Here is a 21,197-nt window from a genome sequence, read left to right on the forward strand (position 1 = left end):
GACACATGAAAAACGCTTACATTACCAGAATATCCAAGTTTCTGCCCAACTCACCTGTCGAAAATGACCAAATTGAAGAAAAATTAGGGTTTATTGACGGGCAAAAGTCAAGGGCAAAAAGCATAATTCTACGCAACAATAAGATTAAAACAAGGTACTATGCCATTGACGAAGATGGCAACGTAACCCATAACAATGCCCAGCTTACTGCGGCAGCGATAGAAGAACTTTGCGATGCTGATTTCAACAAAGAAAATATAGAACTCCTTTCCTGCGGAACTTCTACACCGGATCAACTTTTGCCGTCTCATGCTGCTATGGTTCATGGTGTATTGAAAAACGGGAACATGGAGATAAATTCTGCCTCGGGAGTTTGCTGCTCAGGTATGAATGCCTTAAAATATGGCTACATGGCCATACAGGTTGGCTCAGTAAATAATGCGGTATGTACCGGTTCGGAAAAAGTTTCGACTTGGACCAAAGCCGATTTCTACCAAGAAGAAATTGAGCATCTAAAGGAATTGGAGGAAAACCCAATGATTGCTTTTGATAAAGATTTTTTACGATGGATGCTTTCTGATGGTTCGGGAGCTATTTTAGTAGAAAACGAACCTAATGGAGACACCCCGTTAAAAATTGAGTGGATGGAAGGTTTTTCATACGCTTTTGAGATGGAAACTTGCATGTACGCCGGTGGCGAAAAACTAGAAAACGGTGAACTAAAACCATGGAGCGAATTTGCACCTGAAGATTGGGCAAAGAAATCTGTTTTTGCTATTAAACAAGATGTGAAACTATTAGGTGAAAACATCTTGAAAAAAGGAGTAGACTGCCTAAAACTCGTATACGAAAAATACGGTATTGGCCCTGATGATGTTGATTACTACTTACCTCATATTTCTTCATATTTCTTTAAACAAGGACTATATGATGAAATGAAAGATAGAGGTGTAGAAATGCCTTGGGACAAATGGTTTTTAAATCTTCAATCCGTAGGTAATGTTGGTGCTGCATCCATATATCTTATGTTAGAAGAATTGGTTGGATCTGGCAAATTAAAAAAAGGGGATAGAATTTTATTACATGTACCAGAAAGCGCACGTTTTTCTTATACCTATGCCTATTTAACTGTTTGCTAGCATGAACTTATTGAAAGAAACCATAACCGATCAAGAGTTTCTACAAAATCTCATTCCGCAGAAACCACCTTTTATAATGGTGGGTAAATTACTTCAATATTCAGACACTAAGATTGTATCTGGCTTTATCGTTCCAGAAGACAACTTATTCGTTTTTGAGAACCGATTCATGGCTCCAGGACTTATTGAAAATATGGCACAAACCGTTGCATTGCATACGGGATATAAATATTACCTAACTCAAAAACCAGCTCCTACAGGATATATTGGCGCTATAAAGAAAGCTACCGTAAACGCTTTACCATTTGTTGGCCAAGAATTAGAAACTACGGTAGAGATTCTACACGATATTATGGGCATTACCTTAGTATCCGCCACAGTAACCTGCGAAGGAATTGTATTGGCTTCAAGTGAAATGAAAACCGCATTGGCAAACTAATTTGGAAGCAAGAATTAACATAGACATTAAGAATTTTCTACCGCACCGTGAACCTATGCTCATGGCAAGCGTTACTCCGTATCTTGATGAAACCTCTGTTGAAACTCGCTTTAAAGTAGAAGAATCCTGCATTTTCGTTAAAGATGGATATTTATCAGAAACCGGACTTATTGAAAATGCTGCTCAAACCTGTGCTGCCATTGTTGGTCAAAGTTTTTTTGACGATGACGACAAGGACGGTAGCAAGAGTAAAGTCATAGGTTATATTAGTGCCGTAAAAAAAGTACACATCACAGCATTGCCAAAAGTAGGCGAAACTATATCCACCAAAGGCGAACTTGTTTCTAGATATGATAACGACGCCTTTAGCAGCTGCACCATAGCTTCGGAGACTTTCAGAAACGGAGAATTAATCGTAGCTTGTACATTGAACTTTTTGATCCATGAAGTTTAAGAGGGAAAATTTAATAATCCCCCAAAACAACGACCAGTGAAAAAAGAAGAAGTACCACAAGATAAAGGCCTATTAGAAACTGCCCAGACCAAAGAACTCACCTATGCCGTAGATGAAAACGGTGAGTACACTACAGAATTAAGCTCTGGTTGGGACCCCAAGACTATTGCCCTTAGCAATGCTATAAAAGACATAGAAGAACGCGTGGCGAATGCCAAAGAACGCGTTCAGAAAAACGAGACCAGTCCCATTGAATATTACATGGAATTACATAAAATGGATTTACCCATTCTATCTAGCTATGTTGGTCTTTGGCAATGGCGTGTAAAGCGACATTTTAAGCCTAAGAATTTTCAAAAGATAAATCAAAAGACCCTTCAAAAATATGCCGATGTTTTCGATATTAGCATTGAAGAACTGAAACACATTTCTTAAACATCCCCATGCAAATAGAATTCACTCACAAACAATCGGCACATTGCGAAAATGGTGTGGTAAGCAACCTAATGCGCCACAACGGTTTTGAAGTAAGCGAGCCCATGGTTTTCGGCATAGGATCAGGCCTATTGTTCTGTTATATTCCCTTTTTAAAAGTGAACCACGCACCCGTAGTAACCTACAGGGCTATGCCAGGTTTTATTTTCAATAGGTTTGCAAAGAGAGTGGGCATCAAGATAAAACGTGAAAAATTCAGCAATCCTGAATCGGCAAAAGCTCGTTTAGATGAAAATCTAAAAAAGAATAATCCTGTTGGCTTACAGGTAGGAGTTTACAATCTGTTATACTTCCCGGATGAATATCGGTTTCACTTTAACGCGCATAATTTGGTAGTCTATGGTAAGGAGAACGACAATTACTTAATTAGCGACCCTGTTATGGAACAGGTTACCACTTTAACCGAGAAACAACTAGAAAAGGTTCGTTTTGCCAAAGGAGCTTTTGCTCCTAAAGGCCACATTTACTATCCTACTGCGTTTCCAGAAAAACTGGAATTAAAGAGTGCCATTATAAAAGGGATTAAACAAACCTGTCGTGAAATGACCGCCCCCTTCCCTATTGTGGGAACAAACGGAATAAAGACTATTTCAAAACTTATCCGCAAATGGCCTAAGAAAAAAGGTGCTAAAGTCGCCAACCATTATCTAGGTCAAATTGTACGTATGCAAGAAGAAATAGGTACCGGAGGTGGTGGATTTCGCTACATATACGCTGCCTTTTTACAGGAAGCAAGCCAAATTCTTGAAAACGAAAAACTAAATGAACTTTCTAAAGAAATGACTCAAATTGGTGACGATTGGCGTGATTTTGCAGTAAACGCATCACGTATCTATAAAAATCGTAGTGCTCAAGATGATGCTTACAATAAAGTTGCAGATCAACTTGAGGCTATTGCCAATAGTGAAGCAGCCTTTTTCAAGAAGCTAAAAAAGGCAATTTAATCCCAACTTAAATTCTATCGCCCTAAATAGGAAAAATCATACTTTATCTTATAAATTTCGATTAGTTTTGACATCATGATTCAGATTAATGAGCTTTCAAAAAAGTACAAAGGAGCGGACGATTTTTCCGTCCGTGATTTGAACTTGACTATAGAGAACGGCGAGATTTTTGGACTTTTAGGCCCAAACGGTGCCGGCAAGACTACTTTAATCTCTATGCTCAGCTCATTGCTAAAACCAACTTCAGGCCATTTTACTATTGATGGATTGAACTACAAAGACAATAAAAACCAACTAAAGCAATTGATTGGAATTGTCCCTCAGGAATATGCCCTTTACCCTTCTTTGACCGCTTATGAAAACCTCATGTATTTTGGAAGTATGTATGGTTTAAAAGGCCAGTCATTGAAAGATGACGTCAATACACATCTTGAAGCGATGGGACTAGCAAAATTCGCACATAAAAAAATAGATGCCTTTTCTGGAGGAATGAAACGACGCATTAACCTAATATCAAGTATTCTGCATAATCCCAAAGTACTATTTTTAGACGAACCCACAGTGGGTGTTGATGTACAGTCTAAAAATGTGATTATGGCACATTTAAAAGAATTAAATACAGCAGGAACGACTATTATTTATACCTCTCACCATTTGAACGAAGCTGAGAAATTTTGTACCCGTGTGGGCATTATTGACCACGGAACGCTTATATGCTTAGGAAAACCACAAGAGCTTATAGCTCAAGAAGAAAATGCCGAAAACTTAGAAGGGGTATTCTTGGCCAAAACTGGTAAAGCACTTCGCGATCATGCATAAACTCTGGGCATCTACATATAAAGAATTTTTACTCGTTACACGTGATCTTGGCGGACTGGCCGTTCTATTCCTAATGCCTTTGCTATTGGTTATTGTCATCACTACAATTCAAGACAATTCATTCAAAAGCATAAAAGAAACCAAGTTGCCCATTCTTTTGGTAGATATGGATAAAGGAAAAGTATCCGAAGATATTCTAAAGAGCTTGGCAGACTCCAAATTGTTTCAAGTAGATATGGCTGCTAGTGACGAAGAAGCCAAACAGCAGGTATTGAAAGGCGATTACCAACTGGCCATAGTGATACCGGAAAATCTATCATCGGACCTTCAGATTAAAATCAATGAAAATGTAGATGGTATTCTTTCCAAATTCAGCGATAACGAAGAAAGTATTCCAGAAGTAAAGTCCAAGATGATGCCCAAGGAGGTTAAGCTTTATTTTGACCCCGCCACACAACAGTCTTTTAAAAGTTCTGTTCGGAGTAATATTGATAAGATGATTTCTAAAATAGAAACAGAAACCATCTATACAGCCTTTCAAGAGCAATTAACAGATGACCCTTCCGAAGACATTTTTGAAACTGAAAAGTTTATCACCTTTACCGAAATTGTACCGAGCAAGTATAAAGAAGCCCTAATTCCCAACTCCACGCAGCATAATATTCCTGCATGGACACTCTTTGCTATATTTTTTATTATTCTGCCTTTGGCTATAAATATGGTGAAGGAAAAAAACCAGGGTACTTTTGTACGCTTAAGAACAAATCCTGTCTCATACGCCACAGTTCTTGGTGGAAAGACTATTGTATTCTTAGTGGTTTCTCTAGTACAATTCGCACTTATGTTAGCAGTTGGAATTTTTCTCTTTCCACTAATTGGTTTACCTAAACTAGATGTAACAGGTAGACTGCCTCTATTATTTGTCGTAGCCTTCTTTGCTGGTTTAGCAGCTGTTGGCCTTGGTTTATTATTAGGGACTATTGCCAAGACCCAAGAACAATCGGCACCTTTTGGGGCTACTTTTGTGGTTATCCTTGCAGCAATTGGCGGTGTCTGGGTTCCGGTATTTGCAATGCCCAAATTTATGCAAGTACTGTCTAACCTATCACCTATGAATTGGGGTCTAAGTGCATTTTATGATGTATTTTTGCGCAACGCAACCTTTGTTGAAATAATCCCCGAAATATCTCTTTTATTGATATTTTTCGTGGTCACCACGCTCATAGCAATTATCTATAACGAAAGAAAAAATGCCGTCTAACACCAAAAAAGAAATTAGTTTCACTAGTGAAGTCCGCGTACGTTTTGCAGAAACGGACCCATTGGGCATTGTCTGGCACGGTAATTATATTCAATATTTTGAAGATGGTCGTGAAGCTTTTGGGCGTCACCATGGTATATCGTACCTAGACCAAAAAGACCATAATTTCTCTACGCCAATCGTAAAATCGGCATGTGAGCATAAGCTTCCTTTGACTTATGGGGATGTGGCTACAATTAAAACGACTTATATAGATTCTCAAGCAGCAAAACTGATTTTCAAATATGAAATCTACAATCCTAAGGGAGCTGTTGTTTGTACCGGACAGACCGTTCAGGTATTTGTAGAATTGGGAGGCGAACTATCTTTGGTAATCCCTGAGTTTTTTGCCGAATGGAAGAAAAAAGTAGGCCTTTTAGATGAATAATATTTACCTATCACATAACAACATTGTTTCCGCTTACGGATTTGATAGTGCTTCTGCAGTTGATAGCATTAAAAACGAGGTATCTGGACTATCACTGGTAGATGATTCCAAAATTCTGCCAAATCCTTTTTATTCCTCCCTCATCCCACAAGACAACTTATCTAAAGCATTCCAAAAACTCAATCCACAAGAAGATTATACAAGACTAGAGCAAATACTTCTAGTTTCTTTAGCCAACACCCTTAAAGAATCAGGTTTAGAACTTACGGATAAAGTTGGTTTGATTGTATCCACCACAAAAGGTAATATTGATGTATTGGATGCTGATAGCCCGTTTGATGAAAACAGGGCATATCTAAGTGAACTAGGTAAAAAAATAGAAACTTTTTTCGGTTTTAAAAATGAAGTTATTGTACTATCTAACGCCTGTGTTTCGGGAGTTTTAGCGCTAGCCGTAGCTAAACGGTTTATTCATCAAAAACGTTATGATCACGTTTTTGTGGTTGCCGGAGATTTAGTGAGTCAATTTATTTTAACGGGTTTCAACTCGTTTCAAGCTTTGAGCGAACTACCATGCAGACCTTATTGTAAAACCCGTGCGGGAATTAACATTGGAGAAGTAGGTTGCAGCGTACTTGTTACTAAAGACGAAGACCATCTTGTAAACGAATCCGTACGTATTATAGGTGAGGCTTCATGCAATGATGCTAACCACATATCTGGCCCTTCCCGAACCGGTGAAGGCCTATACCGTAGTGTTGTTTCAGCAATGAACCAAGCAAACATAGAAGCTGAAGCTATAGATTATATTTCTGCGCATGGTACAGCTACCATGTTCAATGATGAAATGGAAGCCATAGCGTTTAACCGGGCTAATTTGCAAAACACACCTTTAAATAGTTTAAAAGGATATTTTGGACACACCCTTGGTGCTTCCGGTCTTTTGGAAACCATTATCGGCATGTATTCCCTGCATTCAAATACACTTTTTGCCTCGTTGGGTTTTCAGGAACTGGGTGTATCCCAGCCTTTGAACATTATAACAGAAACTACAGCAAAAGAAAGCAGTATTTTTTTAAAGACCGCTTCTGGTTTTGGTGGTTGTAATACAGCTGCAATTTTTCAAAAAGTCAATTCATGAGTACGCCAGACTACCATATAAAATCGTATTGCCGCATTTCTAACGGCAAGATTTCGAAAAACGGAGAAGTTCTCTTTTCTGATGATTCAGAAGAGTTTCCTGCTTTTATAAAGGCGGCTTACAAACATTTTGAAACCGATTATTCTAAGTTTTTCAAAATGGATAATCTCAGCAAACTGGCTTTCATAGGTGCCGAGGTTTTATTAAAAGACAACAACGAAGAAAATACGGCTCTTGTTCTTTCAAACAGCGCTTCTAGTTTAGATACTGACCGAAAGCATCAAAACGCCATTAGTGACCAATCAGGCGCATATGCCAGTCCAGCCGTGTTTGTTTACACCCTTCCAAATATCTGTATGGGTGAAATTAGCATTCGCCACAAACTGTATTCTGAAAATAGTTTCTTTATCTTTGCCGAGTTTAACCCCCATTTATTGTCAGATTATGCCAATGATTTGCTAGAAACAGGTCAGGCAAATGAAGTACTTTGTGGTTGGGTTGATTATGACAAAGGAAAATATGATGCGTTTTTATACGTTATCGCTAAAAAAGGTCTATTACCCTTTGATACAGGAGAACTGACTAAATTATACAGAACAAAATGAGCGAACTTAAACTAGAATTGAAGGAAAAAATCATCGAGCAATTAAACTTAGAAGATGTTTCCGTTGACGAAATCGCAGATACCGATCCGCTTTTTGGTGAAGGCCTTGGTCTTGACTCTATTGACGCATTAGAACTTATTGTAATGCTCGATAAAGATTATGGCATTAGATTGGCAGACCCTAAGGAAGGTCGCAAAATTTTTGAGTCTATCGATACCATGGCAGCTTATATTACTGCAAATCGTACGAACTAAGAACTACATCGCTTTTAAGCATACCATCAAACAATCGTAAGCGCTATTTGAGAATCGCACTTAAGACCAATATTCGTATTTTTATTATTATATCTATAATACTTCCAAATTAATATGGGAAAGGGCGTAGCAATTACGGGCATGGGTGCTATTTCTGCCATTGGAGACAATGTGCAAGAAAACTATGATGCGTTGGTTTCTGGCAAGGTAGGTATTTCTAGAATTTCAAAAATAGATACCGTTCATAAGGACGATATTATGGTTGGCGAAATAGAAATGACCAATGACCAATTGAAGCAAAAATTGGGAATTCCTAAAGAAGACGCCGTATCAAGAACTGCTCTTTTGGCCATGCTTGCTGCTGATGAAGCTATTTCACAAGCGGGAGTTACCGATATAAACGATTGCGAAACCGGACTCATTTCAGGAACTACCGTGGGCGGTATGGACCAATCTGAAAAATATTATTTTGAATACCTAGAAAGTGACGAGCATTGGGGGCATATAAACGGACTTCATGCAGGAGATTCTACCCAAAAACTGGCTGACCACCTAGGGCTGACGGAAAGTTTTGCATCAACCATAAGTACAGCTTGCTCCTCTGCAGCCAACGCAATTATGTTGGGTGCACGTATGATACAATCAGGTCAATTAGACCGTGTTATTGTTGGCGGGACAGATAGTCTTTGCAAATTTACCATCAACGGTTTTAAGACCTTGATGATTCTATCCGATACGCACAACACTCCATTTGATGATGAAAGAAAAGGGCTAAACCTTGGTGAAGCCGCTGCCTATCTAGTCTTAGAATCTGATGAAATCGTTAAAAGAGATAACAAAAAAGTATTAGGCTACGTAACTGGTTATGGTAATGCCAATGATGCCTACCACCAAACTGCATCTTCCGAAAATGGAGACGGAGCAGTTCTAGCCATGGAAAAAGCATTTAAAGTAGCAGGTTTAGACCCATCTGATATTGATTATGTGAATGCACATGGTACCGCAACCCCTAATAATGACCTTTCCGAAGGTCGTGCGTTGCTAAGAACATTTGGAGGAAACGTACCAGAATTCAGCTCAACTAAAGCATTTACAGGCCACACATTGGCAGTAGCAGGGGGTATTGAAGCTGTTTATTCAGTTTTGGCATTACAGAACAATATAATTTACCCTAACCTGAACTTTACAACTCCAATGAAGGAGTTTACCCTGCTTCCGCAGACCACGGTAAAACAAAAAGAATTACGCCATGTACTCTCTAATTCATTTGGGTTTGGAGGGAATTGCTCTACTTTAATCTTTTCTAAAGAAGCCTAATGAAGCCAGTTTATATAAATAGCGTAGGTTCGGTTTCGGCCCAAAAAACTTTTGAAAACAACGAGTTTCTTAACGAGATTACGGACTATAACGACACCGTTATTCATGTAATTGACCCCAACTATAAAGAATACATTCCCCCAGCAGCTGCACGCCGTATGGCACGCGGTATAAAGATGAGCACAGTAAGCTCTAAAAATGCCCTTACAGAAGCTGGTATAGAGAATGTAGACGCGATTATTGTAGGGACAGGATTAGGTTGCATTGGTGATTCTGAACGTTTCGTAAGCGACATCATCAAAAACGACGAACAATTTTTAACTCCTACTCGTTTTATACAATCCTCACACAATACCGTGGCCGGGCAAATTGCATTGGGCCTTGGCTGTAAAGGACATAATTTTACCTTTGTACATTCGGCAGTTTCTTTTGAATCATCATTGATTGATGCCAAAATAATGCTCGAAAATAACGAAGTTAATACCGTGCTAGTTGGCGGAGTAGATGAGCTTGTTGAACATCACGTTACTACTCACCGTTTAATTGGTCATATTAAAAAAAAACCTATAGCATTAAAGGAACTTCTACAATCAAAGACCGAAGGCATGGTAATGGGTGAGGGGTCTCACTTTTTTGTGCTTTCCACAGAAAAATCGCCTTCTACGTATTCAGAATTGGTTGCCGTTAAAACGTTCAACACCCTTTCTAAGGAACGTGTCGAAGGAAAAATAGTTGCTTTTCTAGAACGTCAACACCTTAGCATAAACGACATAGACCTGGTTATACTTGGTAACAATGGCGATGTTAACTATGATGGCTATTACGAACAACTCAGTACTACCCTATTTAACGATACGCCACAAGCATATTATAAACATCTTTCGGGTGAATTTGATACCGCAACTGGATTTGCATTTTGGTTGGCGAACAAAATCCTAAAGACACAGAATATTCCTGATGTTGTGAAACTAAACGCTATTGAACCATCCAACCTAAAGACTGTATTGATTTATAATCAATACAGAGGAGAAAACCATAGCCTCACCTTAATTCGCAAATGTTAAAGCGAAAAAAGGTAAATACCGCTGCTTTTTTTCTTTTGCTACCCTTGGTTGCATTACATTTTCTAGGTTACGTACCGTTATGGCCCATTTTTTCAATTTTCATTATTTGGTTCTTTATTACACTTTTTGGTTCGTTTTTTGTCCGATGGAACTATCACCTTACTTCATTAAGCTCCAATAAAAACACGCCTAATAATTGGATTTCAATAACGTTTGACGATGGCCCAAACAATGAATTTACTCCCAGAGTGTTAGATTTATTAGCTAAATATGATGCAAAAGCCACTTTCTTTTGTGTTGGTCAACAGATTGAAAAGCATCCTGAAGTTTTAAAGCGAATACTATCTGAAGGTCATAGTATAGGTAATCACACCTACTCCCATTCCAAAAGCTTTGGGTTTTTTCCCTTTGATAAAATCCTAAACGAACTGAACCGAACGGGAAACCTGGTATCCTCTTTAATAGGAAAAAAATTAAAACTTTATCGTCCTGCTTTTGGCGTTACCAACCCGCAGATTGCAAAAGCGGCAGAGCATAAAAAAATACATTCTATTGGCTGGAACGTGCGTTCATTAGACACCACTTTCAGGTCGGAAAAAACCATTTTGAAACGCATTACTCGTAAGGTTTCAAAGGGTGATATTATACTACTGCACGATACCAGCGAAAAAACAATAGCCGTTTTGGAACAGTTATTGTTATTTTTGCGAGAGAAAAATCTGAGTTCGGTCACGGTTGACCGCTTACTAGAAATCGAAGCGTATGCATAAGATACTTTTTCTTATATTTTTTATTTCCGTTGGAGCGTTTGCACAAAAGGAAATGACTCCAACAGAAGCTGTTGCCCTAAAGGCCAAAGTCAAAACCAGGGCAGATGCTACTACCACGGTATTGAGTGAATTTACGCAATACAAGCATTTAGACTTCTTGTCAGATGATATCGTATCGCAAGGTAAACTTGCTTTTAAAGTTCCTAATTTGGTGAAATGGGAATACACAAAACCTTTTGCTTACTCGGTCTTATTTAAAAACGAAACATTGTTCATTAACGATGACGGTAACAAGAGTAATATGGATGTAGGTTCCAACAAGATTTTCAAACAGCTGAACCAACTTATTACAGCAAGTATTCGTGGTGACATGTTTAATGATGACGAATTCAATATCAAATATTTCAAAATCAACGATTCTAGTTTGGTGTACTTTCTTCCGAAAGACGAGCAATTCTCCAAATTTATCAAAGCTTTCCACCTTTCTTTTAACGCTAATGGCGATGTAACCGAAGTGAAGATGATTGAGCCCTCAGATGACTATACGCAAATTAAGTTCACTGATCGTGTCGTGAATAAAAACTTGTCAGATGCGGTTTTTACTCAATAGCCTTTGTTTTTTTCTATTGCTAGGATGCGCCTCTTACCCTGTTCAAAATGGGTTTGAGTCTAAAAGCGATTCATCTCAGGAAACCTCAAACCCCTATTTTGCGAATGCCGAAAAAGATTATGTCTACAAGGCCAAAATAGATGCGTTCAATAAATCATTCGGAGGTATTTTTATTGTCAAGAAGTTAGGTCCTGAACATCATCGCATTGCTTTTTCCACAGAAATAGGAAATACTATTTTCGACTTTACTTTTGAAGGTGACGATTTTAAAGTAAATCGTATTTTAAAAGAGTTAGACCGAAAAATACTCATCAATATTTTGAAAAGGGATTTTAAGGCGCTTATACAAGAGCAATCCCCAGTAAAAAATCATTTTTCATTAAAGAACGATGATATACTGCAGACGGATATTCTCTCTAAAAAACATTATTTTCATTATACCAACAATCAATTAAATAAGATTGTTAGAGCGGACCGAAACAAAGAAAAAGTAGATTTTAGTTTTACCAATATAGATGGCCAATTTGCAAAGGAAATTGAAATAGCACATCATAATTTCAAGCTTCACATTGCACTAAAAGCATTCAAATGAAGACATTAAAACTTTTTATACTCGCAATGGTCCTTTGCAATATAGGAACAACTGTGGCACAAACTCGCCCAGGTATAAAGGCTGGTTTAAACAGCTCTAACATCAGTAATACGGCACTAGATACAAAATCTGGAATTTATATTGGCGCTTTCGCAGACATTCCAATAACGGATTACTACTCTTTGCAGCCAGAACTTCTGTATTCTAAACAAGGTGGCAAATCTAATTCACCTGCCTATGACGATGTAAATATAAATTACGTCTCTATTGGCCTACCTAATAAATTTTATGTGACTCCTGATAAAGGGCTCCACTTTATTCTTGGTCTGGGTCTAGATATTAACTTTGAGAACAATTTTGTTAACTTGACCAACTTTAACGGTGATGACGAAATTTCACCTGTTGATGTTACTGTTCTTGGAGGAATTGGCTACGAGTTTGGTTTTGGTTTGATTCTTGAAGCACGATACAAGCAAGGAACCATAAGCGTTGACTTCTTTGGTGAAGATGACCTTTATGAAAAAACAGGGAGCAACCTAAATGGCGTTTTTCAAATAGGTGCCGCGTATAAATTTAAATTGTATAAAAATGCTGATTGAAGGGTTATACACCGTAGAAAGTTTTGAAAAAGAAGAGCAAATAGTAAAAGCTACTGTAAAACTTAATGCTGCACATAAGGTTTTTAAAGGCCATTTTCCTGGTAACCCAGTAATGCCAGGTGTTTGTATGATTCAGATAATTAAAGAATTAACTGAACAAGCCACAGGCAAAACCTTATTTCTCTCAGTTGCTTCGAACGTTAAGTTTATGGCTATTATCAATCCTGAGAAGAATGATACTATACAACTTACATTAACCGTTACAGAAGAAGGTAATACGGTAAAAGTGAAGAACACCACTACTTTTGACGACACATTGGCTTTAAAGCTTAGCGCTACTTTTACTGTTTTAACCTAGATGTTATGAATTTAAAATTAGTTCTATTTACACTATTCTCTTTCTTGACCATTACCGTTGCAATAGATTTAACGGAAACAAGATCCGCCTATATTGAAGCGGTGGACAATGAAAGTGCTACCAATGCGCTTCATGAAGATTTGATTTCAGTTTCCAAAACTGATGATAAAACACTTGTTGCCTTTAAAGGAGCGGTATCTGCCATGATGGCTAAATATGCCAAGGGTATAAAAGACAAGAAAAATTTCTTAAAAGAGGGCAAGGAACTTTTGGAGTATGCTCTAGAAGCAGACCCAAATAATGTAGAAATACACTGCATTAGGTTAAGCGTTCAAGAGAATGTACCCAAGATTACGGGTTACACCAAAAACATTGAGGAAGACAAGCAGTTTATACTCAATAATTACAGTTCCATCTCCAATAAAAATAGTAAGAATTTCGTTAAAGGATATATTCTAAAATCCGAGGCTTTTACCGAAACGGAAAGGCAATTGCTACAAGGGTCGTAATACGTATCTTTGTAGAAAATTCGAACCGGTTTTCTGAACCCTTTGAAAAAATTGCTCGTGTCAACCCCTATTCCAACACTTCAAAACACCATGCAGCAACTTAATTGCTGCGTAATGGTACCGACTTACAATAATGCGGGCACCTTAAAGCGGGTACTTGACAGTATTTTGGAACGGACTACTTCTATCATTGTTATAAATGATGGAGCTACGGATAACACGGCGGCCATTCTAAAAGAATATCCAACTCTACAGCAAATTCATTTACCGGAGAATAAAGGGAAAGGAAACGCCCTTCAGGTAGGTTTTAAAGCTGCTATTTCCAAAGGATATGATTACGCCATAACCATAGATTCTGACGGACAACATTTTCCAGAAGACCTTTCTGTGTTCTTAGATGAGTTGCAAGCGGAAGAATCTCCCAACGTGCTCTACATTGGTTCGCGAAACATGCAACAGGAAGACGTACCAGGTAAAAGTAGTTTTGGCAACAAATTTTCTAACTTTTGGTTTTGGTTTGAAACGGGTACCAAACTACAAGACACACAATGTGGTTACCGACTTTATCCTTTAAAACAACTAAAGGATTTAAAATTTTACACACCAAAATTTGAGTTTGAAATAGAGATAATCGTGCGTTTAGCATGGAACGGCACCTTAGTTAAAAATGTTCCCGTACGTATTTTGTACGATGAAACGGAAAGGGTTTCTCACTTTAGAACTGTACCTGATTTTGCGCGTATAAGCGTACTCAATACTTGGTTGGTCATTGTTGCCATTATCTATATAAAGCCACGCAACTTCATTCGGAAAATAAAAAAAAAAGGTTTTAAAAAATTCCTTTTAGAAGATTTGCTTCGCAGTGATGATAAGCCAAAAACAAAAGCCCTATCCATAGCACTAGGTGTTTTTCTAGGCATTGCTCCTTTCTGGGGTTTTCAGACCATACTCGTTTTTGCACTGGCAGCCCTTTTTGGCTTGAACAAGGCTATTACCTTTGCTTTTTCTAACATTAGCTTGCCTCCTTTAATTCCGTTTATTATATTTTTCAGTCTTAAAATAGGCGCAATGATTACAGGTGAAGAGATTTCTTTTTCTATGGAAAACATAACCGAAAAATTTGACTTTCTTCAGAACCTTAAAACGTATCTCATTGGTAGCTTTATCCTAGCTTCCTTATCCGCACTTCTTTTTGGAATTGTTGGCTATATATCTCTTATATTCTTTGGAAAGAAAAAAATGGTTGTAGATAATGGGTAGTTTCTTTTTTAGGGCATATCAATTCATTGCACGGAAACGAATGTTATCCGTATCGGCACTTGTTGTCGTTCTTATAGGGTTATCTATAATTGTATCTAAAATTCAGTTTGAAGATGATATCACCTCTTTAATTCCGGCAAACGAAGAAGCACAGCGTGTTCAAAAGGTTTTAAAGTCGATTACGTTTACGGATAAGATTATCATAAACATACAAAAAGAGGAAGAAGGCACCGTAGACGACCTTACCCGATACGCCAAAGATTTGCTGGATAGTCTGGAGCAAAATCAATCGGAATTCATCAAAAACATACAAGGCAGAGTTAATTCTGATGATATACCCAAAACGCTAGATTTAGTTTACGAAAACTTGCCGCTCTTTTTAGAAACGGACGACTATTCCAATATCACAAAAAAAATAAGGCCTGACAGTATTGCTAAAGTTACTGCCGAAAATTACCGAACACTTGTTTCTCCATCTGGTATTATCGCTAAGAAAACCATAATTAAAGACCCATTACGGCTTTCTTTTATTGCGCTTAAACGGTTACAAGAATTAGGTGTTGGTGATGATTTTAAATTGAAAAACGGCTTTCTCTTAGATAAGGAAGAAAAGAACATTCTTCTGTTTCTTACCCCAGCCTATGGCTCAAATGAAACCGATAAAAACTTACCTTTTTCAAATGCGCTTTATGACCTACAGGACAAACTCAACAAGTCTTACAAGGCAAAAGTACATAGTGAGTATTATGGTGCAGCCTTGGTTGCAGTAGCCAATGCCAAACAGATTAGAAGCGATATTCAGTTTACGGTAAGTATTGCCATGACCTTGCTTATCATTATTTTAATGCTGTTCTACCGAAAGCTGGCATTGCCATTTATTCTCTTTCTACCCACACTGGTAGGTGCGCTATTGTCAATTGCTTTTCTATGTATAATTAGGGACAAGATTTCCGCTATTTCATTAGGTATTGGCTCTGTTCTTTTAGGCGTTACGCTAGATTATGCCCTGCATATTCTTACACATATACGAAACGGAAATGGCGCAGAGAGTCTTTATAAAGAAGTAGCTCCTTCCATTTTAATGAGCAGTCTTACCACGGCATCTGCCTTTTTGTGTCTATTGTTTCTAGAATCTCAGGCATTACAAGATCTGGGTATTTTTGCAGCCGTAAGTGTTCTTGGGGCTTCGGTTTTTGCACTACTCTTCGTTCCACAAGTGTATTCTGCTAAAAAAGCAGTGAATTCCAGACGAACAATTTTAGACCGAGTAGCATCTTTCGACTTTCATAAATCAAAATGGGCCATTATAGTATTGGTGCTGTTTTCTGTTGTTAGCATATTCACATATAACAAAGTTGTTTTCAATAAGGATATTGCCAAGTTGAATTATGAAACCGAAGTTTTACGCGATGCAAGGCAACGACTGGAAACCTTGACCGATATTAGTTCAAAGTCTATCTATCTTTCTACATACGGCGAGGATATACAAACTGTTTTGACGCAAAACGATTCGCTTTATGACGAGCTAAAGATTCTTGAAGAGAAGAAGAAAATATTAAGTTTTAGTTCTGTTGGTGGACTCATACGTGCCAAAAAAACGCAAGAGGAAAAAATTGGCAGATGGAATGATTTCTGGACTCCGTCCAAAATCAATACAACCAAAGCAACCCTTATTGAAAGCAGCAAAGAGTTTGGTTTCAAACCAACCACATTCTCCAAATTTTACGACTTGCTGAATGATGACTTCCAACCTATGGAAGTTACCGCGTTTGATTCCATAAAATCATTTTCTCTTGATGATTATATCGTAAACGATGAAAACGGTACTACCATTACCTCTCTAGTCAAAGTAGATGATGACCATATTGATGCCTTGCGCGAACGTTTTGAAAACTCTCCTAACACCCTACTTATTGACCGCCAACAGGTAAATGAAACATTTTTGGGGAATTTAAAAAATGACTTCAACAGTTTAATTGGGTATTCATTTCTAGTTGTTCTGCTTATTCTATTATTATTTTACCGCAGCCTTTCACTTACGGTAATAACTAGCCTTCCCATTTTCCTTACGTGGTTCTTGAATGTGGGCATCATGGGCCTTTTCCATATTGAATTCAACATTTTTAATATCATCATCTGTAGTTTTATATTTGGTCTAGGTGTTGATTATAGTATTTTTATCACCAACGGATTGCTTACCGAATACCGAACAGGAGAAAAGGTACTCCACACCCATAAAACCTCCATATTACTATCAGTCATCACAACAATTGCCGGTGTAGGGGTTTTAATTTTTGCAAAACATCCTGTTTTATATACCATTTCTACGGTGTCCCTAATAGGTATTCTATCCGCTGCATTTGTGGCTTTTACTCTTCAACCCTTATTGTTTAAACTCTTTATTGGAAGTGCAGATAAGCGCCCTATTTCTTTACGCTATTTTATTCATTCCGTATTATCATTTGGATATTTTGGAATGGGAGGATTTTTACATTCTATCTATGGAGTAATCAAATTAAAATTATCACCAAATAGCCAAAGGAAAGAGAACTTAGGTTTTCACAAATCGGTTTCAAAATTGATGGGTTCTGTTCTATACACTAATCCGTTTGTATCTAAAAACATAAGAAACCCACATAACGAGACTTTTGAAAAACCGGTTATGATTATAGCCAACCATACCAGTTTTTTAGATATTCTTGCTATTGGTATGTTACATCCTAAGATTATATTCTTGGTGAATGACTGGGTGTATAACTCACCCGTATTTGGCAGCGCAGCTAAACTGGCCGGAGCATATCCCGTTTCTGGAGGTATTGAAAATGGCGAAGCTTTATTGAAAGAAAAAGTAGCCCAAGGGTTTAGTATAATTGCTTTCCCAGAAGGAACGCGTTCCTCTACTAATAAAATCAAGCGTTTTCATAAAGGAGCTTTTTATCTGGCACAACAGTTTGAATTGGATATTCTTCCGGTGCTTATTCATGGGAATTCTGAAGTATTGCCTAAGGGGAGTTTCATTATTAGAGATGGAAAAATCACGATAGAGCTTTTACCGAAAATAGATGCACACGATACGCAATATGGCAAAAACTATAGTGAGCGTGCCAAACAACTAGGAGCATATTTCAGGAATGAATTTAGAAGACTAAGAGATGAAATTGAAGATGAGAATTATTGGGATAAAGCACTTTTAGAAAACTATAGATATAAAGGCGATGTTATTTACAAAGCGGTTAAGCTAGATATAGAAACCAATAGAAAAACGTACTATTCTCTTCTACAAGAGATAGGAAAAAAGAGTAAGATTGTTCATTTATCCAGAGATTTTGGGCAATTAGACCTGCTTCTTGCTTTAGACTCTTTTGACAGAAAAATCACGGTGAGTCTAGTCAATAAAGAAGCTTCCATCTTACTTAAAAGTAATTTCCTAACAAAGAATTACAGCAAAATAGATGTAGTTGATACTACTGCCGAAGCCCTGAAAACCGTTGCCGATGTATTGTTAATCGATATGAAAATAGAAATAGCACAACTCACCAATTTTATAGCTAATGAGTTTGAAACTATTATCTTACTGAAAGAAGCACGGCAACTAGATTTAGCTCCCCTAGAAGCATTAGGTTTCGTTACTATCCAACAAAATGATAACTTTAGGCTACTTAAAAAGATACGCAGTTAATGAAAGAACATTATGACGTAGTGGTGGTTGGTAGCGGCATGGGCGGTCTCGTTTCTGCTATTATCATGGCACGCGAAGGTAAGAGTGTCTGCGTATTGGAGAAAAACAACCAGTATGGAGGCAACCTCCAGACTTTTGTTCGCGAACGTACTATTTTTGACACCGGTGTTCATTATTTAGGCGGCTTGGAAAAAGGACAGAACCTCTATCGTTATTTTGAGTATCTAGATATTTTGGACGGGCTCAACCTTACTCGCCTAGATGAAGATGGTTATGACCTTATTACTTTTGATGGCGATGAAAAAGAATACCCACATGCGCAAGGTTATCCAAATTTTGAGCGCCAACTAGTAGAAAAATTTCCAGAAGAAAAAGAGGCTATTCACCAATACTGCGAAAAACTGCAGGACATTTGTAACCAATTTCCACTTTACAATCTAAAACATGGCAAGCCGTATCATGAAGACACAGAACTTTTCACCTTGCCCGCCAAAGAATATATAGACTCCGTAACTCAAAATGAAAAGCTACGAGCCGTACTTGCTGGCTCCAATCTTTTGTACGCTGGAGAACCAGACAAAACTCCCTTTTACGTGCATGCACTCTCTGTAAATTCATACATTCAAAGCTCATACAGATGTGCCGATGGTGGTAGCCAGATAACCAAATTACTCATTAAGAGATTAAAAGAAAGTGGTGGTGAAGCCTATAAACATAGTGAAGTAACCCAATTTAATGTTGAAGAGAAACAAGTAGTTTCAGTCGTAACAAAGAAGGGTGATGTCATTAAAGGCGACTTATTCATCTCTAATATAGAACCAAAGGTTACCGTAAAAATGGTGGGAGCGGCCCATTTCAGAAAATCATACGCCAACCGTATTGAAAGTATTGACAGTACCATCTCGGCATTTAGTATTCACGTTGTACTCAAACCGGAATCATTCAAATATCTAAACCATAACTACTATCACTTTAAAGATTATAAATCGGTTTGGAACTCACATAACTACACTCAAGAATCGTGGCCAGAAGCCTATATGGTTTCTATGGGAACACGTAAGAACCAAGGAGAATGGGCGGATCAGCTTACCGCTATTACCTATATGCGTTATGAAGAGCTAAAACCTTGGTCTGGCACCTTCAATACTGTGGCTCAAAAGAATAGTCGTGGGGAAACTTACGAAGAGTTCAAAGAAGCCAAAATAGAAGCATTTTTAAAAGTGCTTGAAGAAAAATTTCCGCATATCCGCGAAAGCATACAATCCGTTCATACTTCTACCCCATTATCCTACAGAGATTATATTGGCAGTAATGAAGGCTCTATGTACGGTTACGCCAAAGATTACAACATACCTTTAAAGACTTTTATATCACCTAGAACGAAAATAAAAAACCTGTTTTTTACGGGCCAAAGCATTAATATGCATGGTATTTTAGGAGTGACCATTAGTAGTGTGGTTACCTGTTCCGAAATTTTGGGCAGTGAATACGTATTAGATAAAATTATTAAAGGGAGTACGAATACCAACGAAAAAATAGATGCATAATGGGACAGTTTAAAACAACTCCAGTAGAACGAGTAGAAAACATCTCAAAGGCGGACTTTATAAAAAACTATTACAAACCGCAAAAGCCAGTTCTGATTACCGGTTTGACTAAAGATTGGCCAGCCTTCGAAAAGTGGAAGCTAGATTACGTCCAAAGCCTGGCGGGAGATCAAATTGTGCCTTTGTACAATAACGAACCAGCCAAGGACAAGGAAAGTGTATACGCCCCAAAGAAGGAAATGAAGCTGAGCGAGTACATCCAAATTCTTAAAACCGAACCTACGGACCTGCGGATTTTCTTTTATAATATTTTGAAGGAAATGCCAGAACTACTAAAAGATTTTGAGTACCCGGATATTGGATTGAAATTCTTTAAAAAACTTCCCGCACTATTTTTTGGTGGAGGAACATCTAAAGTATTCATGCACTATGATATTGATTTACCAGATAGCATGCATTTTCATTTTGATGGCGACAAGATTGTTAACCTCTTCTCTCCTGAACAAACAAAATACCTGTACAGAGTCCCTTTTTCCATTCATAATATTGAAAGCATAGATATGGATAATCCAGATTTTGAAAAATTTCCGGCACTCCAATATGCCGAAGAAATTCGTGCCGAGATGAAACATGGCGATGCTCTCTACATGCCTAGTGGTTACTGGCACTCTATCCGGTATCTGAACGGGGGGTTTTCTATGACGCTACGTGCGTTACCAAGACACCCTGGTCGTTTTGCCAATATGCTGTACAACGTAGTCATTATGAGAAATATTGACAATATTACTCGAAAATATCGTGGCCAAAAATGGTTGGATTATAAAGACCGATGGGCCATAAAACGCACTGAAAAGAATCTAAAAGCTAAAAAAGATAGCTAGAGCATCGTACTTTTGCCACTATTGTTTGTTGTA

General features: G+C 37.9%; 23 protein-coding genes. All 23 read left to right on the top strand.

Translation table 11 applies throughout. The features are described 5' to 3' along the window. Nucleotides 1-5 precede the first annotated feature (5 nt). The 23 genes from HW347_RS15975 (at nucleotide 6) to HW347_RS16085 (ending at nucleotide 21,164) form a co-directional block, all read left to right on the top strand. On the top strand, nucleotides 6-1,139 hold the full coding sequence (locus HW347_RS15975; RefSeq protein ID WP_214612740.1) for a beta-ketoacyl-ACP synthase III: 1,134 nt from the start codon (nucleotides 6-8) through the stop codon (nucleotides 1,137-1,139). Nucleotide 1,140: 1 nt separating this feature from the next. After that, complete coding sequence (locus tag HW347_RS15980) at nucleotides 1,141-1,578, top strand: hypothetical protein (protein WP_214612741.1); 438 nt, start codon at nucleotides 1,141-1,143, stop codon at nucleotides 1,576-1,578. A 1-nt stretch (nucleotide 1,579) separates the two neighbouring features. Then, a complete protein-coding gene (locus HW347_RS15985) occupies nucleotides 1,580-2,032 on the top strand; it encodes an ABC transporter permease (protein WP_225901947.1) in 453 nt (150 codons plus the stop codon). 36 nt (nucleotides 2,033-2,068) lie between these two features. Next, nucleotides 2,069-2,467: a hypothetical protein gene (locus tag HW347_RS15990; protein ID WP_214612742.1), complete on the top strand. Its 399-nt coding sequence runs from the start codon at nucleotides 2,069-2,071 to the stop codon at nucleotides 2,465-2,467. An 8-nt stretch (nucleotides 2,468-2,475) separates the two neighbouring features. Further along, nucleotides 2,476-3,471, top strand: coding sequence for a BtrH N-terminal domain-containing protein (locus HW347_RS15995; RefSeq protein ID WP_214612743.1), 996 nt, complete (start codon nucleotides 2,476-2,478; stop codon nucleotides 3,469-3,471). A gap of 75 nt (nucleotides 3,472-3,546) precedes the next feature. Beyond that, nucleotides 3,547-4,290 (top strand): ABC transporter ATP-binding protein, encoded by a 744-nt coding sequence (locus tag HW347_RS16000; protein WP_155595015.1) that lies wholly within the window; start codon nucleotides 3,547-3,549, stop codon nucleotides 4,288-4,290. Then, the gene (locus tag HW347_RS16005; RefSeq protein WP_214612744.1) at nucleotides 4,283-5,551 is read left to right on the top strand and encodes an ABC transporter permease; all 1,269 of its coding nucleotides are present in this window, start codon (nucleotides 4,283-4,285) and stop codon (nucleotides 5,549-5,551) included. Before HW347_RS16000 ends, HW347_RS16005 begins: the two co-directional genes overlap by 8 nt. Beyond that, complete coding sequence (locus tag HW347_RS16010) at nucleotides 5,541-5,978, top strand: acyl-CoA thioesterase (RefSeq protein WP_155595017.1); 438 nt, start codon at nucleotides 5,541-5,543, stop codon at nucleotides 5,976-5,978. Before HW347_RS16005 ends, HW347_RS16010 begins: the two co-directional genes overlap by 11 nt. Then, nucleotides 5,971-7,119, top strand: coding sequence for a beta-ketoacyl synthase N-terminal-like domain-containing protein (locus HW347_RS16015; RefSeq protein ID WP_214612745.1), 1,149 nt, complete (start codon nucleotides 5,971-5,973; stop codon nucleotides 7,117-7,119). The genes HW347_RS16010 and HW347_RS16015 overlap by 8 nt, the downstream gene beginning before the upstream one ends. Next, the gene (locus HW347_RS16020) at nucleotides 7,116-7,724 is read left to right on the top strand and encodes a 3-oxoacyl-ACP synthase (RefSeq protein WP_214612746.1); all 609 of its coding nucleotides are present in this window, start codon (nucleotides 7,116-7,118) and stop codon (nucleotides 7,722-7,724) included. Before HW347_RS16015 ends, HW347_RS16020 begins: the two co-directional genes overlap by 4 nt. Then, complete coding sequence (locus HW347_RS16025; RefSeq protein WP_155595020.1) at nucleotides 7,721-7,978, top strand: phosphopantetheine-binding protein; 258 nt, start codon at nucleotides 7,721-7,723, stop codon at nucleotides 7,976-7,978. Before HW347_RS16020 ends, HW347_RS16025 begins: the two co-directional genes overlap by 4 nt. A 114-nt stretch (nucleotides 7,979-8,092) precedes the next feature. Further along, nucleotides 8,093-9,295: a beta-ketoacyl-[acyl-carrier-protein] synthase family protein gene (locus tag HW347_RS16030; RefSeq protein WP_214612747.1), complete on the top strand. Its 1,203-nt coding sequence runs from the start codon at nucleotides 8,093-8,095 to the stop codon at nucleotides 9,293-9,295. After that, nucleotides 9,295-10,359 (top strand): beta-ketoacyl synthase N-terminal-like domain-containing protein, encoded by a 1,065-nt coding sequence (locus HW347_RS16035; RefSeq protein WP_214612748.1) that lies wholly within the window; start codon nucleotides 9,295-9,297, stop codon nucleotides 10,357-10,359. The genes HW347_RS16030 and HW347_RS16035 overlap by 1 nt, the downstream gene beginning before the upstream one ends. Further along, entirely contained in the window at nucleotides 10,353-11,129 is a 777-nt protein-coding gene (locus HW347_RS16040) for a polysaccharide deacetylase family protein (protein ID WP_214612749.1), read from the top strand. The genes HW347_RS16035 and HW347_RS16040 overlap by 7 nt, the downstream gene beginning before the upstream one ends. Then, nucleotides 11,122-11,739 (top strand): LolA family protein, encoded by a 618-nt coding sequence (locus tag HW347_RS16045; protein ID WP_214612750.1) that lies wholly within the window; start codon nucleotides 11,122-11,124, stop codon nucleotides 11,737-11,739. The genes HW347_RS16040 and HW347_RS16045 overlap by 8 nt, the downstream gene beginning before the upstream one ends. Next, nucleotides 11,720-12,331, top strand: a complete 612-nt coding sequence (locus HW347_RS16050; RefSeq protein ID WP_214612751.1) for a hypothetical protein — start codon at nucleotides 11,720-11,722, stop codon at nucleotides 12,329-12,331. Before HW347_RS16045 ends, HW347_RS16050 begins: the two co-directional genes overlap by 20 nt. Then, nucleotides 12,328-12,930 (top strand): porin family protein, encoded by a 603-nt coding sequence (locus tag HW347_RS16055; protein ID WP_214612752.1) that lies wholly within the window; start codon nucleotides 12,328-12,330, stop codon nucleotides 12,928-12,930. The genes HW347_RS16050 and HW347_RS16055 overlap by 4 nt, the downstream gene beginning before the upstream one ends. Then, a complete protein-coding gene (locus HW347_RS16060; RefSeq protein WP_214612753.1) occupies nucleotides 12,920-13,288 on the top strand; it encodes a 3-hydroxyacyl-ACP dehydratase FabZ family protein in 369 nt (122 codons plus the stop codon). The genes HW347_RS16055 and HW347_RS16060 overlap by 11 nt, the downstream gene beginning before the upstream one ends. A 5-nt stretch (nucleotides 13,289-13,293) precedes the next feature. Further along, nucleotides 13,294-13,797 (top strand): hypothetical protein, encoded by a 504-nt coding sequence (locus HW347_RS16065; RefSeq protein WP_214612754.1) that lies wholly within the window; start codon nucleotides 13,294-13,296, stop codon nucleotides 13,795-13,797. A 114-nt stretch (nucleotides 13,798-13,911) separates the two neighbouring features. Beyond that, complete coding sequence (locus HW347_RS16070; protein ID WP_394370285.1) at nucleotides 13,912-15,057, top strand: DUF2062 domain-containing protein; 1,146 nt, start codon at nucleotides 13,912-13,914, stop codon at nucleotides 15,055-15,057. Then, on the top strand, nucleotides 15,050-18,736 hold the full coding sequence (locus HW347_RS16075; RefSeq protein WP_214612755.1) for an MMPL family transporter: 3,687 nt from the start codon (nucleotides 15,050-15,052) through the stop codon (nucleotides 18,734-18,736). The genes HW347_RS16070 and HW347_RS16075 overlap by 8 nt, the downstream gene beginning before the upstream one ends. Continuing rightward, nucleotides 18,736-20,283: a phytoene desaturase family protein gene (locus HW347_RS16080; RefSeq protein ID WP_214612756.1), complete on the top strand. Its 1,548-nt coding sequence runs from the start codon at nucleotides 18,736-18,738 to the stop codon at nucleotides 20,281-20,283. Before HW347_RS16075 ends, HW347_RS16080 begins: the two co-directional genes overlap by 1 nt. Next, on the top strand, nucleotides 20,283-21,164 hold the full coding sequence (locus tag HW347_RS16085; protein ID WP_214612757.1) for a cupin-like domain-containing protein: 882 nt from the start codon (nucleotides 20,283-20,285) through the stop codon (nucleotides 21,162-21,164). Before HW347_RS16080 ends, HW347_RS16085 begins: the two co-directional genes overlap by 1 nt. Nucleotides 21,165-21,197 lie beyond the last annotated feature (33 nt).

The organism is Zobellia barbeyronii (assembly GCF_018603515.1).
GTDB classification, from domain to species: Bacteria; Bacteroidota; Bacteroidia; order Flavobacteriales; family Flavobacteriaceae; genus Zobellia; species Zobellia barbeyronii.